General features: G+C 66.0%; 16 protein-coding genes, 1 tRNA gene and 1 riboswitch. Of the genes, 9 read left to right on the top strand and 8 right to left on the bottom strand.

The window, feature by feature from the left end:
- Positions 1-1,134, top strand: a complete 1,134-nt coding sequence (locus ACQR1I_RS18800; protein ID WP_434866042.1) for a GDSL-type esterase/lipase family protein — start codon at positions 1-3, stop codon at positions 1,132-1,134.
- 74 nt (positions 1,135-1,208) lie between these two features.
- Here ACQR1I_RS18800 and ACQR1I_RS18795 read toward each other — a convergent pair whose 3' ends face one another.
- Positions 1,209-2,432 (bottom strand): O-succinylhomoserine sulfhydrylase, encoded by a 1,224-nt coding sequence (locus tag ACQR1I_RS18795; RefSeq protein WP_434866041.1) that lies wholly within the window; start codon positions 2,430-2,432, stop codon positions 1,209-1,211.
- A 78-nt stretch (positions 2,433-2,510) separates the two neighbouring features.
- A riboswitch (SAM riboswitch) is annotated at positions 2,511-2,590 on the bottom strand.
- A 111-nt stretch (positions 2,591-2,701) separates the two neighbouring features.
- On the opposite strand from ACQR1I_RS18795, the gene ACQR1I_RS18790 reads away from it, so the two are divergent.
- On the top strand, positions 2,702-3,808 hold the full coding sequence (locus tag ACQR1I_RS18790; protein ID WP_434866040.1) for a 2'-deoxycytidine 5'-triphosphate deaminase: 1,107 nt from the start codon (positions 2,702-2,704) through the stop codon (positions 3,806-3,808).
- Positions 3,809-3,934: 126 nt separating this feature from the next.
- The gene (locus ACQR1I_RS18785) at positions 3,935-5,404 is read left to right on the top strand and encodes an MATE family efflux transporter (RefSeq protein WP_434866039.1); all 1,470 of its coding nucleotides are present in this window, start codon (positions 3,935-3,937) and stop codon (positions 5,402-5,404) included.
- Between the two features lie 20 nt (positions 5,405-5,424).
- Here ACQR1I_RS18785 and ACQR1I_RS18780 read toward each other — a convergent pair whose 3' ends face one another.
- From ACQR1I_RS18780 to ACQR1I_RS18760, 5 genes are all read right to left on the bottom strand, one after another.
- The gene (locus tag ACQR1I_RS18780) at positions 5,425-5,823 is read right to left on the bottom strand and encodes an SRPBCC family protein (protein ID WP_434866038.1); all 399 of its coding nucleotides are present in this window, start codon (positions 5,821-5,823) and stop codon (positions 5,425-5,427) included.
- Between the two features lie 10 nt (positions 5,824-5,833).
- Positions 5,834-6,193, bottom strand: a complete 360-nt coding sequence (locus ACQR1I_RS18775; RefSeq protein ID WP_434866037.1) for a VOC family protein — start codon at positions 6,191-6,193, stop codon at positions 5,834-5,836.
- 53 nt (positions 6,194-6,246) lie between these two features.
- Positions 6,247-7,086 carry a helix-turn-helix domain-containing protein gene (locus ACQR1I_RS18770; RefSeq protein WP_434866036.1) on the bottom strand — a complete coding sequence of 280 codons (840 nt, stop codon included), beginning with the start codon at positions 7,084-7,086 and terminating at the stop codon, positions 6,247-6,249.
- 67 nt (positions 7,087-7,153) lie between these two features.
- A complete protein-coding gene (locus ACQR1I_RS18765; RefSeq protein WP_434866035.1) occupies positions 7,154-7,726 on the bottom strand; it encodes a methylated-DNA--[protein]-cysteine S-methyltransferase in 573 nt (190 codons plus the stop codon).
- Between the two features lie 213 nt (positions 7,727-7,939).
- Positions 7,940-8,353: an SPW repeat protein gene (locus ACQR1I_RS18760; RefSeq protein ID WP_434866034.1), complete on the bottom strand. Its 414-nt coding sequence runs from the start codon at positions 8,351-8,353 to the stop codon at positions 7,940-7,942.
- 206 nt (positions 8,354-8,559) lie between these two features.
- Between ACQR1I_RS18760 and ACQR1I_RS18755 the strand changes: the two genes are divergently transcribed.
- Positions 8,560-8,633, top strand: a tRNA-Gly gene (locus ACQR1I_RS18755).
- Positions 8,634-8,821: 188 nt separating this feature from the next.
- Here the strand turns inward: ACQR1I_RS18755 and ACQR1I_RS18750 are convergent.
- Positions 8,822-9,187, bottom strand: coding sequence for a nuclear transport factor 2 family protein (locus ACQR1I_RS18750; RefSeq protein ID WP_434866033.1), 366 nt, complete (start codon positions 9,185-9,187; stop codon positions 8,822-8,824).
- 161 nt (positions 9,188-9,348) lie between these two features.
- Here ACQR1I_RS18750 and ACQR1I_RS18745 point away from each other — a divergent pair, with 161 nt between their 5' ends.
- From ACQR1I_RS18745 to ACQR1I_RS18725, 5 genes are all read left to right on the top strand, one after another.
- Positions 9,349-9,705, top strand: coding sequence for a hypothetical protein (locus ACQR1I_RS18745; RefSeq protein WP_434866032.1), 357 nt, complete (start codon positions 9,349-9,351; stop codon positions 9,703-9,705).
- Between the two features lie 639 nt (positions 9,706-10,344).
- Positions 10,345-10,869 (top strand): hypothetical protein, encoded by a 525-nt coding sequence (locus ACQR1I_RS18740; RefSeq protein WP_434866031.1) that lies wholly within the window; start codon positions 10,345-10,347, stop codon positions 10,867-10,869.
- 379 nt (positions 10,870-11,248) lie between these two features.
- A complete protein-coding gene (locus tag ACQR1I_RS18735; RefSeq protein ID WP_434866030.1) occupies positions 11,249-11,842 on the top strand; it encodes an SCO family protein in 594 nt (197 codons plus the stop codon).
- A gap of 155 nt (positions 11,843-11,997) precedes the next feature.
- On the top strand, positions 11,998-12,852 hold the full coding sequence (locus ACQR1I_RS18730; RefSeq protein ID WP_434866623.1) for a transporter substrate-binding domain-containing protein: 855 nt from the start codon (positions 11,998-12,000) through the stop codon (positions 12,850-12,852).
- Positions 12,853-12,963: 111 nt separating this feature from the next.
- Positions 12,964-14,610: a lysine--tRNA ligase gene (locus ACQR1I_RS18725; RefSeq protein WP_434866029.1), complete on the top strand. Its 1,647-nt coding sequence runs from the start codon at positions 12,964-12,966 to the stop codon at positions 14,608-14,610.
- 195 nt (positions 14,611-14,805) lie between these two features.
- Here ACQR1I_RS18725 and ACQR1I_RS18720 read toward each other — a convergent pair whose 3' ends face one another.
- Entirely contained in the window at positions 14,806-15,567 is a 762-nt protein-coding gene (locus ACQR1I_RS18720) for a carbonic anhydrase (RefSeq protein ID WP_434866028.1), read from the bottom strand.
- Positions 15,568-15,656: the final 89 nt, after the last annotated feature.

Here is a 15,656-nt window from a genome sequence, read left to right as displayed (position 1 = left end):
ATGACTACCAACTGTCGTCACCGCGTATCCAGGAGATGGGAGAGGCTGTCCGCGATTGCTGCCTTCGTGCTCGCCGTCACGATCAGCGCGCCGACGGCGCATGCGCAGAGCGCCACGCCGGCGGCTGAAGCCCAGGACACCGAGTCGATCAGCGAGCTCCGGCCGAGCATCGGTCACATCGTGGTTGCCCAGGCCGGCAGCCAGGCGCCGGGTCAGATCGCCGCCGTGCGCCCCTCGGCCAGCAATCCGCCGGCCACGCCGATGCAGCCGGTCCCGCCGCCGGAGGCCGGCGCACCCGCCGCAGCAGCGCAGCCGGTCGCGGCGGTGCAGCCGCCGTCGCGGAGCATCACCGAGCGGGCCATCGACAAGGTCAAGCAAGTCGCCAAATCGGCTTCCGACATCTTCAACCGCGTGCCGTGCCTGCCGCCGAAGGGCGTGGCCAAGAAGAACTTCATCTCGCTGCCGCACGTCGCCAACAAGCTGGCCTCGGGCCTGCCGATCGTGATCGTCGCGTTCGGCTCGTCGTCGACGCAGGGCTACGGCGCGACCACGCCGGACTACAACTACCCCAACCGGCTTGCCGCGCAGCTGCGCCGGCAATATCCGATGGCCGACATCAGCGTGATCAATGCCGGCGTCGGCGGCGAGGATGCGCCGGAAATGATGAAGCGGCTGGAGACGTCGGTGATCGACCGTCATCCGGACCTCGTGATCTGGCAGGTCGGCACCAACGCCGTGCTGCGCGATCTCGATCCGGCCGAGACCGCCAAGCTGGTCGACGACGGCGTCGCCAAGATCCAGGCGGCGGCCTCGGACGTCGTGCTGGTGGACCTGCAGTATTCGCCGCGCGTCAACGAGCGCTCGGAGAACGCCAGCCGCATGAACAAGCTGCTCGGCCGCATCGCCGAGCTGCATCACGCCGGCATCTTCCCGCGCTTCGAGGTGATGCGCGACTGGCACGAGCGCCAGGCGATCCCGATCAACGAGTTCGTCATCGCCGATGGTCTGCACATGAGCGATTGGGGCTATGCCTGCTTCGCCCAGCTGCTCGGCGACGACATCATCCGCTCGGTCGGCCAGGTGAAGCTCGGCGTTAACGCGCCGGCCGACGTGCTGACGTATCGGCCAATGTGATCGGGGCGAATAGCGAGTTGGGAATAGTGAATAGGGATGAGACCACCTATTCGCTACTCCCTGTTCGCCATTCGCTACGCTGCCCGAAGGGCGGCGTCGAGATCCGCGATCAGATCATCGGCATGCTCGAGGCCGGCGGAGAAGCGGATGAAGCCTTCGCTGATGCCGAGCTCGGCGCGCGCGTCCGGCGTCAGCCGCTGATGCGTCGTTGTTGCGGGATGCGTGACCAGCGTCTTGGCGTCGCCGAGATTGTTGGAGATGCGCGCGAGCGACAAGCCGTTGAGGGTGCGGAACGCGGCGGCCTTGCCGCCCTTGACCTCGAAGCCGACCAGGGTGGAGCCGGCGCGCATCTGCTTCCTCACTGTCGCCGCCTGCGGATGGTCCTCGCGGCCCGGATAGATCAGCCGCGAGATCTTCGGATGCGCAGCAAGGAAGTCGGCGACCTTGCCGGCGGTCTCGGTCTGCGCGCGCACGCGCACCGCCAGCGTCTCCAAGCCCTTGAGCAGGACCCAGGCGTTGAACGGCGAGATCGACGGCCCGGTCTGGCGCATGAAATTGTGGATGTGCTCGGCGATGAAGGCTTCCGACGAGAGGATCACGCCGCCGAGGCAGCGGCCCTGGCCGTCGATGTGCTTGGTCGCGGAGTACACGACGGCGTCGGCGCCGAGCGCCAGCGGGCTCTGCCAGATCGGGGTGGCGAACACGTTGTCGACGATCAGCCGCGCGCCGGCAGCATGGGCGATCTCGGCGATGGCGGGAATGTCGAGCACGTCGAGCGTCGGATTGGTCGGGCTCTCCAGGAAGAACGACTTGGTGTTCGGCCTGACCGCCTTCTGCCACTGGTCAAGATCGAGCCCGTCGATCAGGGTGGATTCGATGCCGTAGCGCGGCAAGAGGTCCTCGACGACGTAGCGGCAGGAGCCGAACAGCGCCTTCGCCGCGACGACGTGATCGCCGGCACGCAGCGGCGCGAGGATCGCGGTGGTGACGGCGGCCATGCCGGTCGCCGCGGAACGGCAGGCCTCGGCGCCCTCGAGCTCGATCATGCGGCGCTCGAACATCGCCGTGGTGGGGTTGGAGAAGCGCGAATAGATGAAGCCGGGATCCTCGCCCTTGAAGCGCGCCTCGCACTCCTCGGCGGTGGCGTAGACGAAGCCTTGCGTGAGGTAGAGCGCCTCGGCGGTCTCGCCGAATTCGGAGCGCAGGCCGCCGGAATGCACCAGACGGGTTTCGGGGCGATACTGGGCGAACGACGCCGGGGTCTTCGCGGGGGACTTCGACGCAGGAGAATTGGACATGTGACCTCCATCGTGGCCACCGCGCTCGGCGCGATGGGCACAAAAAAACCGGCCTGGGAAAACTCCTCACGGCCGGGATCACATTCGTCCCCGGCCTGTTTAGCGACTTATTTAACGTGGCTGCAAGCCGGCCGGCTCAAATCACCACGGGATAAGTCGTGCTCATAGTCGCAACCGGCCTTTTCGTCAAGGTGGCCATCGGATAACCGGTCGAAAGACGCTATATTGGCTCACAAGCCGCCGTTCCGGCGCCTGCAAAGGACCAGGTCTTGCCGTTCTCGCTTAGCCCCGACGCCCACGGCATCCTGCCCGATCGCATGATCGTGGCGATGGCCGAGGCCGGCCTGATCATTCCGGAATATGATTTCGTCGAGAGCCAGATCCAGCCGGCGAGCCTGGATTTGCGGCTCGGCGACATCGCCTACCGGGTGCGGGCGAGCTTTCTGCCCGGTCCGGGATCGACCGTCGCCGAGCGCATCGACGAATTGAAGCTGCACGAGTTCGCGCTCGCCGACGGCGCGGTGCTGGAGACGAACTGCGTCTATATCGTGCCGCTGCTGGAGAGCCTGGCGCTGCCGAAGGACATTGTCGCCGCCGCCAATCCGAAGAGCTCGACCGGGCGGCTCGACGTCTTCACCCGCGTCATCGCCGACGGCACCCGCCGCTTCGACATGATTGGCGCCGGCTATCACGGCCCGCTCTATGCCGAGATCAGCCCGAAGACGTTCCCGGTGCTGCTGCGCGAGGGCTCGCGGCTGTCGCAGGTCCGCTTTCGTTATCGCGACGCCGTGCTGTCGGAGGGCGAACTGGTCGCGCTGCATCAGGCCGAGCGGCTGGTCGATCGCGACGATGCGGATCTCGCCGGCGGCGTCGCGCTGTCCGTCGATCTGTCCGGCGCCAACGCCAATGGCTATGTCGGCTACCGCGCCAAGCGCCATACCGGCGTGGTCGATGTCGACCGCCGCGCCGGCTATCCGGTCGAAGAGTTCTGGGAGCCGATCAAGGCGCGGCCCGACGGCAGCCTCATTCTCGATCCCGGCGAGTTCTACATCCTGGCCTCCAAGGAAGCCGTGCAGGTGCCGCCGGACTACGCCGCCGAAATGGTGCCGTTCGATCCCTTGGTCGGCGAATTCCGCGTCCACTATGCCGGCTTCTTCGATCCCGGCTTCGGCTATGCCGGCGCCGGCGGCCAGGGCTCGCGCGCGGTGCTCGAGGTGCGCTCGCGCGAGGTGCCGTTCATCCTCGAGCACGGCCAGATCGTCGGCCGCCTCGTCTATGAGAAGATGCTGGCGCGGCCGAACGCGATGTATGGCAGCCGCATCGGCTCCAACTACCAGGCGCAGGGCCTGAAGCTCTCCAAGCATTTCCGCCTCTAGGAACGGCTGCGCGCCGCGCGCGTACCCGCAATGCATCCGCGGCACGGGGCGCTGTCCGGGGGTGTGCTAGGACAGTTCCAACGACAAGGGGCGCCGCGCTGCGCGCGCGGTCGAGCGGGGGCGAACATGTCCGAGATCGGCTTGGCCGACAGTCCGATCGACGAAGCACGATCCCTGCCACCCGCCAGACCGCCGGTGCGGAACGCCCTGGTCGACGGCCCGATCCTGCGCACGCTGCTGTCGCTCGCCTGGCCCAACATCATCGCGAATTCGGCCGGCGTCTGCGTCGTCATCGCCGAGACCTCCTATATCGGCCGGCTCGGCATCGAGGCGCTGGCGGCGATGGCCCTGGTGTTCCCGCTGGTGATCCTGACCATGACGATGTCCGGCGGCGCCATGGGCGGCGGCGTCGCATCGGCGATCGCGCGGGCGCTCGGCGCCGGCGACACCGAGCGGGCATCGACGCTGGCGTCGCATGCGCTGCTGATCGCGCTGTCGTTCGGCGCGACCTTCATGGTCGGCATGCTCGTGTTCGGCCCCGCTCTGCTCGAACTGCTCGGCGGCCGCGGCGCGGTGCTGGCGCATGCGGTCGCCTATCTGCAGATCTTCTTCGGCGGCGCCATGCTGCCCTGGCTGATGAATTCCATGGCCGGTATCCTGCGCGGCACGGGCAGCATGAAGCTGCCCTCGCTCATGATCCTGTGCTCGGCGATGCTGCAGATCGTGCTCGGCGGCACGCTCAGCCTGGTGCTGGGGCTCGGCATGCGCGGCGTCGCGGCCGGCGCGCTGCTCGCCTTCAGCGTCAGCATCTCGGTGATGGGCTGGTACCTGTTCTCCGGCCGCGCCCGTGTCAGGCCGAAGCTCCGCGGACTCACGATCAGTCGCGCGATGTTCGCCGACATTCTCAAGGTCGGCGCGGTCGCCTGCTTCTCGCCGCTGCAGTCGGTGCTGTCGATCACCATCTTCACGCACATGCTGGCCGGGTTCGGCACCGCCGTGCTCGCCGGCTACGGCATCGGCGCGCGCCTGGAATTCATGATGACGACGGTGGCGTTCTCCATCGGCATGGCCTCGGTGCCAATGGTCGGCATGGCGGTCGGCGCCGAGAAAATCGCGCGCGCCCGCCGGGTCGCCTGGACGGCCGGAATGGTCTCGTTCGTCTCGGTCGGGGCGTTGTCGACACTGATCGCGATCGTCCCGCAATTGTGGGTCGACATCTTCACCCAGGACGAGGGCGCACGCAGCGCGGGCCGTCACTACCTGCAGATCGCCGCGCCGATGTATGCGTTCATCGGCCTCGCGATCTCGATGTACTTCTCCTCACAGGGGGCGGCCCGCGTCATCGGGCCGGTGCTGGCGCAGACGGTGCGGCTCGTCTTCATTGCCGGAGGCGGCTTCTATCTGCTGCAGCATGCGGCGACGGAAGGCGACTTCTTCATGCTCGCGGCGGCGTCGATGGTGCTGCTCGGCGTTCTGACGCTGGCCAGCGTCATGCTCACTCCATGGGGATCGACGGCCGCCGCGGCCGGGCTGCGCCCGGCCGTGTTGGCGGCCGGCCTCAGCTCTGGTTCGCAACCGCCGCAGCGCACCGGCTAAGCCGCTACGCGCGGGCCTGCTCAACGTGTCCTGCTCAACGTGTCCTGCATCGCCCGCGCGCCGAGCTCCATCTGCTGCTCGATATGGGGCGCGATCTCGTGCGGCAGCACGTCGGTCGTCCAGATCACCCGGCAGCGCTCCTCGCCGTCCGGGACAATCTGGAACGAGGCGCTGTGCTGGGTGATGCGCTCATTCTTGATGGCATAGACGAGGCGCCGGCGTTCATCGTTGCAGTCGACCAGTTGCTCGCGCACCACGCTGCCGTTGGCAAAGCTGACGATGCGGACGTCGCCATCGAGCTTGGTGTCGATGACGAAGCCCGGCGCCACCCTGGTATGAACAGCGCCGAAATCGCGCACTGCGTCCCACACGGCAGCCGCCGGGGCTGCGATCGGAATCTCCCTCTGAATCGATGCCATGGCGCTGACCTCACGGACACACGGCTTCGATGTTGTTGCCGTCGGGATCGGTCAGGAAAGCGGCATAGTAGGTCGGGCTGTAGTCTGCGCGCGGACCAGCGCCGCCATTGTCGCTGCCGCCGGCCTTCAATCCCTCGCTGTGGAATCGGTCGACCGCGGCATGATCAGCCGCGCGAAACGCGATGTGCGCAGCGCCGTTGTGCGCCCCCTTGTCGAGATAGAGCCACAGCGCCGGCTCGCCCTTCGGGCCGATGCCCGCCGAGGTCTCGTCCTTCGAACAGAGGATGTGGCCGAGCGGCGCGAGCGCGGCCGTGTAGAAGCGGACGCTGGCGTCGAGATTGCCGACCCTGAGGCCGATATGATCGTACATCGATGATCTCCATGCTTCGCATGCGGCGGCCGCACGCGCTTGAGATCATCCAATCAATGGCGGCTCAGACGGTCTTGGAGAATCTTGCGGTCACCGCGCGACGCCTTGCGAAACTTTGCCGGCGATACGCCGGCGGCGCGCGTGAAGGTGCGGGTGAAATTGGACAGATCGGCGAAGCCCGAATCATAGGCGATCTCGGTGACCGGTGTGTCCTCGTCGCTCAGGCGTCGCGCGGCGCGGCGCAGGCGCGCGCGGATCAGATATTGATGCGGGGTCACGCCGAGCGTGGCGGTGAACAGCCGCAGGAAGTGGAACGGACTGACGCCGGCTCCGCGCGCCGCATCCGCAAGGTCGATAGTGCGCTCCGCATTTTCGTCGATCCACAACGCGCTCTCGACCGCGCGCCGGCGATCCCGCTGGCTCGGCTTCGCCGGCCGCTCGACCTCGCCTGACACAGCGGTGACGAAGCGGCTGGCCACGAGATGCCCGACCTCGTCGAGGCCGAGACTGTGCTCCCGTGCGGCCACTGCGTGGGCGAGCTCGCCGAGCACGATCAACTGCGGCAGCGGCGGCACGGCGCCGGCCTGCCAGGCCCGCGCGTCGCCGCCGATCTCGTCGATGACCTCGGCATCGAAGAAGAACGAGAGACATTCATCGCCGCAGACATGGTCGTGCGTGCACATGAATTCGTCGCCGGGATATCCGACCAGCAGCGAGCCGGTGACCAGCTCGAACAGGCGGCCGCGGTGATGACAGCCGAAGCTGCCTTTGCGCACATAGGACAGCGAGTAGCCGGCAAACTGCTCGATGTAGGGACGCTCGCCCGGAACCGCTGCACAGCGGAATTCGGACACGGTCACGTCTCGGCTCTCGAACAGGAGGGTGGCGGTCATCCCGCAAATCTAGAGCATCGCGCGCAAAAGGGGAGAGCCCCCTGCGCGAGAATTCCGCATCGCCTGGTTACGACGCGCGCCGCCGATCGACCGTGAGCAGGGCGTCGAACAAGCTCAGGCCAGCCTGCGGCTGTGTGCCTTCCAGCGACAGCAGCCGGCGTTTCGAGATGAGGCCGCTGTTGGTGGATGGCTTGTCCAGTCCGCTGCCGATGTCCCTCACGCGGTGGCATGGCACGATCAGGACGAAATTGTTCTTCGTCAGGGCCTGCGCGATCGAGTGGAGCGCCTTCGGCACGTGCAGCTCGTCTGCGAGCTCGTCCGCGGTGCGCGTGGCGCCGCGCGGGATCGCGCGGATGCAATCGTAGACGCGCCGATTGAACGGCGACACGCCGTCGAGATCGAGAACGACATCGGAGAAGTCGGCATCCTGCCCGCGCAGCATGGCGCTGATGCCCTTGATCGCGAGTTCAGTGTTTGAACACGGGCGCTGCTCGCGCGCTTCGGGAAACTGCCGGAACAACCGGCCGCGCGTCTCGATTTCTCGCGCCTCCGGCAACTGCACGCCGGTGATGCCGGCATCGCTCCACGCAACGCCGCAACGGCCGAGGGCCGTATCGAACATCGTATACCCACGCCCCATGACGCCACCTCAACCCCACGCTACAACCATATCACCATCACGGTCGCCCGCATCAATTTTGTTAACAATTTGTTAACAGCGCGGCACGACCGGGGCGGGGTTTGCCCTGATTTGGGTCGGGGTTGTCAAGTGTGCCGGTGGGATCGCAGTCGATTGGTATCGCAATGTTGGCATGCGGCGCAGCACGGATCGAAGCCGCAATCGTCGCTTCGCCTACGGTCCGCTCATCAGTGGCGGGCCATCGCTGGCGAAATCCGGATCATGCGCGAGCCACAATTCGAGCAGGCTCAGGAACGTGACGGCGATGCCGATGGTGATGCTGACATGCATTGCGGGCGTGTGGACGAAGTCGAGCAGCCAGGGCGCCGCGATCAGCCACACGCCCAGCGCGACCTTCAGCCATTCCTCCCAATCGGCGAACGCCATCAGGCCCGCGAGCGACAACGCGACGACGGCTGCGCCGACGATCTCCGCATCGATTCGGCCGGCGGTGCGGACGAAGCCGAACAGCCAGGGCGAGCCGAACAGGAACAGCCCGCCGGCCAGAGTGTAGAGATCGAGCGCCGTCGGACGTGACATGAACGACGCCGCGCGCGACGTCGCGGATGCGATGCCTTGGCTCTGCATGACGTCCGCTCCGTGGTCAGGCCGCCTGCGGGGAGGGGCGGCGCCTTCGATGGGCAGAAGCTGCAAGTCCACTATCCGTTCCGCGCCATGCTGGCGCCGCCGATCACGATCGGGCGACTGGTCCGTTTCGCACCAGCGTCGGCGCGAAGGTCCGTGGCAACAAGCCGCTTGGCGAAACGCAGCGTCTCGGCTAATCATGAGCCAGCGCGGGCGTAGTTCAATGGTAGAACGGCAGCTTCCCAAGCTGCATACGAGGGTTCGATTCCCTTCGCCCGCTCCAGTTTTCGGCTTACAGGCTGCATTGCAGTGATCTCTGACAGCCTGGCGTGACCGAGACAGGCGCCCGCCACGCATCGATCTCCTCGATCTGTGTCACACAGACGCGTGCGTGGCCCGGCGCAGCAGCGATGTCGCTCCACGACATGTGCTGGCTGAGCCACGCGCTCTCGGCCCGGCTCCTGCCGCAGCTCAGGCGCCTTCGGGGACCTTGTCGAGGAAGCCGATGATGCGATGGATGCGGCCGTCCTTCAGCTCCGCGACGTCGCTGCCCTCGATCGGACTGCTCTCGCCGTTCGGGCCGAGCGCCCAACGGAAGCGGACGTAGTTGCCATGACCGTTCGCCGCCCCGATCAATCGGAAGCTGAAATCCGGGAAACGTTGCTGCACGCCGGCAACGAGGGCGTCGATGCTGTCGTGACCATCGCCCCGCATCACGGGATCGACGTAGCTCGCATCGGCCGTCCAATGCCGGGCGAGCAGCGCGCGCCGCTGCGCGGGAGCGCGTTCGTTCCACAGCGAGATGTAGCTGTCGGCGATCGTGGCAAGGTCGGTCATCGGTGCTCTCCATGTTGTGAACGACGAGGAGCCGATGATCGCGCCGATCGCGGGTCGAATCGATTACGTCGGACGTCATCTCATTTGGCATGACCAAACTGTAAGTTGCCGATGTCCTGCGCGACGCTTACCAGCGCAGGGTCGGAGCGGGGATGCATTGCATGTTGTCCGATACCTGGAAGCTGATCGCGGTCGCCATCTGTCTCGTGCTGTTCACCGCTGATACGGTGCTCAAGCCGCACGACAAGCCCAATCGCATGGTGTTCTTCGAGCTGCATCGGGGCGACAGCCCGACCATGATCGGAATGATGCGCGACGATCTGATCAAGCTGCCCGGTCGCGGCGCGTCCCGCATCCGCGATGCGCTCGAACGCGGCGAGACGTTAACGGTCTGGCAATATGCGTTGAGAAAGACTGAAGACGGCAGCTATCAGGAAGTGCCGGAGCGCCAGATTCAGCTCGGTGCCGCCGATGCGCCGATCGTGACGTTCGGTGCCAGCATTCGCCTGCCGGATTAGCTCGCGTGGGGCCGTCGACGCCGATCTGAGGCCCTGGCGACCTCGTCGCGGCCCTCGGATCGGGAGGCCATCATCAACTCGGAGTTGCGACGCCGCCGCCGCGATGAAGGTGGCCGCGCCGGCTCGGACAGCCCGACGGCAGATCGGCATCGGCGCCGGCCGGTGCGTAAGCTGCAGTGCAATGTGATCGCCTCGTGAGCGCCGCCGCGATCGGATTCGCGAGAGGCAGCAGTGTCACCCGCCTGTTGCCAGCCCCGCAATTTCACGGGAAGCCTCTCGTGCACCCGTGACCCCGAAGTCGCGTCACAAAACGAATCAGGCCGGGCTGTTGCCGCGCACGTGGCGCGTTCGCCATGCGAGGAACCAGGGTGAGGCGATATTTTCGCGTCAGCAACCGTGTGGTGCAGCGAGCTTGCAACACTTGACCTGAATTTGGTTCGCACCGCTGCGCCGTCCTGGACAAAAACACGATCTCGCAACACGCTGCATTTGCGATTTGGATTTGGCTTTCGCGTTCCGGTTCTGGGGAGGGCTCGTGATTTCAAGGTCCGCCGCAGTCCATGCATCACAAGAAGCGCATCACTCGACGTGTATCAAAGTCGGTCAGATCGGTTTCGCCGGGTTGAACTGGGGCTCGACATGAAATTCTGGACGGGGTTGCTCGCGGTTGTTCTGTTGCTGTCGGGGGTCGGTGCGAGCCAGGCCGTGGTCCGGATCGCCGATGACCGCGGCGGCCGGATCGGCACCTATGTCGACAAGTATCAGGGCCTGCGATCCTCCGGCGAATATGTGATCATCGACGGGCTGTGCGCCTCGGCCTGCACCATCGTGCTCGGCGCCCTTCCCCACGACAAGATCTGCGTCACCTCGCATGCCAATCTCGGCTTCCATGCCGCCTGGGATTTCGGCGCCAACGGCCGGGCCGTGACCAATCCCGAGGCGACCCAGATGCTGTACTCGATGTACCCGTCGCCGATCCGCCGCTGGATCACCCAGCGCGGCGGACTGACGCCGCGGATGATCTTCCTGAAGGGCAGGGAACTGCAGGCGCTGTACAAGCCCTGCTACATGGATGCGCAGGCGTCGTCGCCGACCTCCCCGCAGGTCGCGCCGAACGCACCGGCGATGTCGCCGGCTGCCGCCAAGGCCTCCGCGTCGCACTGACCGGCTGGCTCCGCCGCCTGTGATCGGCCGGGAGCCGGTCACGCTTGCCTCATCGGCTCGCTGGGCCTATCTGAAAGCCTAAGAGGCGGGTCGCGGCTCGTGCCAGATCTGGTCAGCCATGTCTGGCCAGCGATCCGCCGGATGAGCACGTCATCATGCAGCCTCTTTCTGCGCCGCAAGAGATACCGTCCAGCCGGTCAGGCCCTCGTCTGGCGTCCGCGCCGGCGATGGCGGCTGCAGTGGCGGCGGTTGCGCTGCTGGGCGGCGCCGTGGCGCTGTGGGCCCATTACGGGACCGCAGTGTTCTTCGAGATGATCGCTGCAGGCGTTCAGGCTTGCTTCTGAGAGCTTGCTTCTGAGACAAGAGTGAGGAATTCGGCATGCCGGCCAATGCCACCCGCCCGTTGGTGATCATCGGAGCCTTCGCCGCCAGCCTGGTGGTCGGGCTGTCGCTGATGTTCCTCCTCATGGGCGGCGGCCGCAACATCGCCGCGCCGGCCGCGATCGGCGGTCCGTTTCAGCTGACCGACCAGAGCGGCGAAGCCGTCACCGAGAAGAGCCTGCAGGGCCGGCCGACCCTGATCTTCTTCGGCTTCACCCATTGTCCGGACGTTTGTCCGACCTCGCTGTTCGAGATCTCCGAGGTGCTGCGCGCGATGGGCAAGGATGCCGATGCAGTCAACGCCTATTTCATCTCGGTCGATCCCGAGCGTGACAATCCGGCGACGATGAAGGACTACCTGTCCAGCTTCGACCCGCACCTCAAGGGTCTGACCGGCGATCCCGAGGTGCTGGCCAAGGTCCTGACCGAATACCGGGTCTACGCCAAGAAGGTTCCGCTCAAGGACGGCGACTACACCATGGACCACACCGCGCTGGTGTACCTGATGGACCGCAACGGCCGGTTCGTCGCCCCGTTCAATCTCAAACGGACCCCCGAGGAAGCCGCGGCGGATCTGAAGAAATACCTTTGAGGGCATTAACGTTCAGGGCGCAGGCGGTCAGGCCGAGCCGAATCCAGCCTCGAAATTGCGCCGGGATGGTCTATAAGGCGCGCTGACCATCGGGACCGCTGATGCCGACCGTCTTGTCACCGACCTTCAGACCCATGAATCCGGCTCGCGCAGCGATGGCGGGGGTGCTGCTGTGTCTGGGTCTGGCCGGTGCGGCTCCGGACGTCCGCGCCCAGGCCCCGGTCAAGCCGCCGGTCGAGGCAGCGCCGCAGGCCGTGCCCGGATTCTGGGATCCGCGGCGGCGCCCCGAGCGCCCCGATCTGTCGCGCCTCACGGTGATCCGCTTCCTGACCGAGACCGATTATCCCCCGTTCAACTTCACCGGACCGGATGGCAATCCCGCGGGCTTCAACGTCGATCTGGCGCGCGCGCTCTGCGACGAGATCAAGGTCACCTGCACCATCCAGATGCGCCGCTTCGAGACCCTGCTGGATGCGCTGTCCTCCAACCGCGGCGATGCGATCATCGCCTCGATGGCGGTAACGCCGCAGATGCGGGCACGACTCGACTTCTCCGACCCGTACTACCGCGCACCGGCCCGCTTCGTGTCGCGCCGCGACGCGGTCATGACCGAGATCCGCCCCGAGTTTCTCGAGGGCAAGAAGATCGGCGCCGTCACCGGCACCGCCCATGAGGCCTACCTCAAGGCGATGTTCACCGACGCCGAGATCAAGACCTATCCTAACGACGAAGCGCTGCGGCAGGCGCTGCGCCGCTCCGAGGTCGACCTGATCTTCGGCGACGGCATCTCGCTGGCGTTCTGGGTCAACGGCACGGATTCTGGCGATTGCTGCGCCTTTTCCGGTGGACCTTTCGTCGAAAGCCGCTATTTCGGCGAGGGCGTCGGGATCGGGGTCCGCAAGGGCAACGACCTCCTGCGCCAGGCCCTGAACTGGGCGCTGTTCCGGGTCTGGGAAAAAGGCCGCTACACCGACCTGTGGCTGCGCTATTTCTCGATCAGCCCGTTCTGAACGATTCACCCGTAGGGTGGGCAAAGGCGCGTGGCGCCGTGCCCACCACCATCGCGGTGGGCACGCTTCGCTTTGCCCACCCTACGCATATCGAACAACCGGTACTTCACCATGTCCACGATCGATCTCGTCCCGACCAGCCCGAGCGACCTGCGCGCGCTTGCCGAAAATTCCAATGCCTGGCCGTTCGAGCAGGCGAAGGCGATCGTCAACCGGCTGAAGAAAACCCCGAAGGACGAGGTGCTGTTCGAGACCGGCTACGGTCCGTCGGGCCTGCCGCATATCGGCACCTTCGGCGAGGTCGCGCGCACCACGATGGTGCGCCACGCCTTCCGCGTGCTGACCGAGGACAAGATCAAGACGCGGCTCATCGCCTTCTCCGACGACATGGACGGGCTGCGCAAGGTGCCGGACAACGTGCCGAACAAGGAGATGCTGGCCACCCATCTCGGCAAGCCGCTGTCGCGCATCCCCGATCCGTTCTCCAACGAATATCCGTCGTTCGCCGCCCACAACAATGCACGGCTGCGCGCCTTCCTGGACAAGTTCGGCTTCGAGTACGAGTTCGCCTCCTCGACCGAGTACTACACCTCCGGCCGGTTCGACGCGGCATTGCTGCGCATGCTGGAGCGGCTGGAGAAGGTGATGGCGATCATGCTGCCGTCACTCCGCGAGGAGCGCGCGGCGAGCTATTCGCCGTTCCTGCCGATCTGCCCGCGCACTGGCCTGGTGCTGTACGTGCCGATCGTCGAGCACGACGCCAAGGCCGGCACGATCTCCTATGATGACCCGGAGACCAAGGAGCGGATGACCGTTCCGGTGACCGGCGGCCATTGCAAGCTGCAATGGAAGCCGGATTGGGCGATGCGCTGGACGGCGCTCGGCGTCGACTATGAAATGGCCGGCAAGGACCTGATCGACTCGGTGAAGCTGTCGGGCAAGATCTGCGCAGCGCTCGGCGGCACGCCGCCGGAGGGCTTCAACTACGAGCTGTTCCTCGACGAGCAAGGCCAGAAGATTTCGAAGTCGAAGGGCAACGGCCTGACCATCGACGAATGGCTGCGCTACGCCTCGCCGGAATCGTTGTCGTTGTTCATGTATCGCGAGCCCAAGGCGGCGAAGCGGCTGTATTTCGACGTCATCCCGCGCAACGTCGACGACTATCAGCAGTTCCTCGAGGGCTTCCAGAAGCAGGACGCCAAGCAGCAGCTCGGCAATCCCGTCTGGCACATCCATTCCGGTAAGCCGCCCAAGGCGGACATGCCGGTGACGTTCCAGCTGCTGCTCACGTTGGTGTCGTCGTCGAATGCCGAAAATGCTGGGACGTTGTGGGGCTTCATCGGGCGTTACCGTCCCGGCGTGACGCCGCAGACGCATCCGAAGCTCGACGCGATGGTCGGCTACGCCATCAACTACTATCGCGACTTCGTCGCGCCGACCAAGACGTTCCGCGAACCGACCGAGGTCGAGCGCGTGGCGCTGCAGGACCTGCGCGATGCGCTGTCGAACCTGGCGCAGGATGCCTCGGCCGAGGACATCCAGAACGTGGTCTACGAGATCGGCCGCCGCGAGCCGTTCCTTGATCACGTCAAGAAGGGCAAGGACGGCCGGCCCGGCGTGTCGCTCGACTGGTTCAACATGCTCTACCAGGTGCTGCTCGGCCAGGAGAAGGGCCCGCGCTTCGGCTCCTTCGTCGCGGTGTATGGCGTCAACAATGCGGTCAGCATGATCGATGGGGCGCTTGCGCGGAGCGCGTAAGGCCCACGCGGGCTACTCCGCAAACGGTGTCGTCCCGGCCTCCGAGCCGGGACCCATAGCCACCGGCCCGAGTTTGGCCGAGGCTCTCCGCCACCTTTTTATAACAACTGAGATTCCGCGGTATGGGTCCCGGCTCGGAGGCCGGGACGACAGCGGAGTGCTTGGTGGCGGTCCTCGTCCAAAACGGACTGCGTCCTACATCCCCTGCAGCACGAAGCGGCGGTCGAGCTTCTGCACCGGACGGGCGTTCATCGGATAGAGTCTGGCGAACTTGGCGATGTCGGCCTCGGCGACCTGGATCGGGTCGGCCAGCAGCAGCCATTCGACCACCTCGGAGCAGGGCGGCGTCGTCAGCGAGCCGGCATAGCGATAATAGGAGCGGCGCGCCGGCAGCAACATGCTCGGATCGATGCGCGGATCGGCCTTGACCGCCTGGCCTTCCTTGTCCGGCATCGTCACCACGATCTGGCTGAAGGCGGGATTGGGCCGGCCGGTGGTCATGAGCACACCGAGCACGGCAACGCCGCCGGAGGCGGCGCGGTGGACGAAATGCGCCTCCATCGGAAAGTTCTTGCCGCCGATCTGATGCTCGCTCGGCCGGTGGAAGTGCACCTGCAGCAGCTTGTAGTTGGTCTCGCCGAGCCTGAGCGTGCCGCTGCCGTCGGCGAAGTTGAGCTGGATGGTGTGGCCGTTGTTGACGATGGTGTCGGCGGCCTTGCCCCAGGAGAGCTTGAAGTCGGGCAGCCGGGTGCGGGTCGGGTTCTCGATGTCGATCGGCGATTGCTGGCTGCCGATGCTGCAGACCTTGTTGGCGGCGTCGAGGTCGCCCCATCTGGCCGGCCCGGTCGCGCCCTCATAGCTCCAATGCGGCGCGCCTTCGGCGGCGAAGCCCGGCGTGGCGCAGACGGGGCAGAGCGCGAGGCCCGCAAGGGCCTTCAAGACGTGGCGGCGGTCCATGACAATCTCCAGAATCGAACGTGGCGCATGCAATCGGGCGGCGCGTCAGCGCGTGGGTCGCGCGAGCGAATCGCAGGAACCAACAGAAG

It is taken from the genome of Bradyrhizobium sp. HKCCYLS2038, assembly GCF_051167655.1.
GTDB lineage: Bacteria > Pseudomonadota > Alphaproteobacteria > Rhizobiales > Xanthobacteraceae > Bradyrhizobium.
This window is presented reverse-complemented; position numbering and strand designations above follow the sequence as displayed.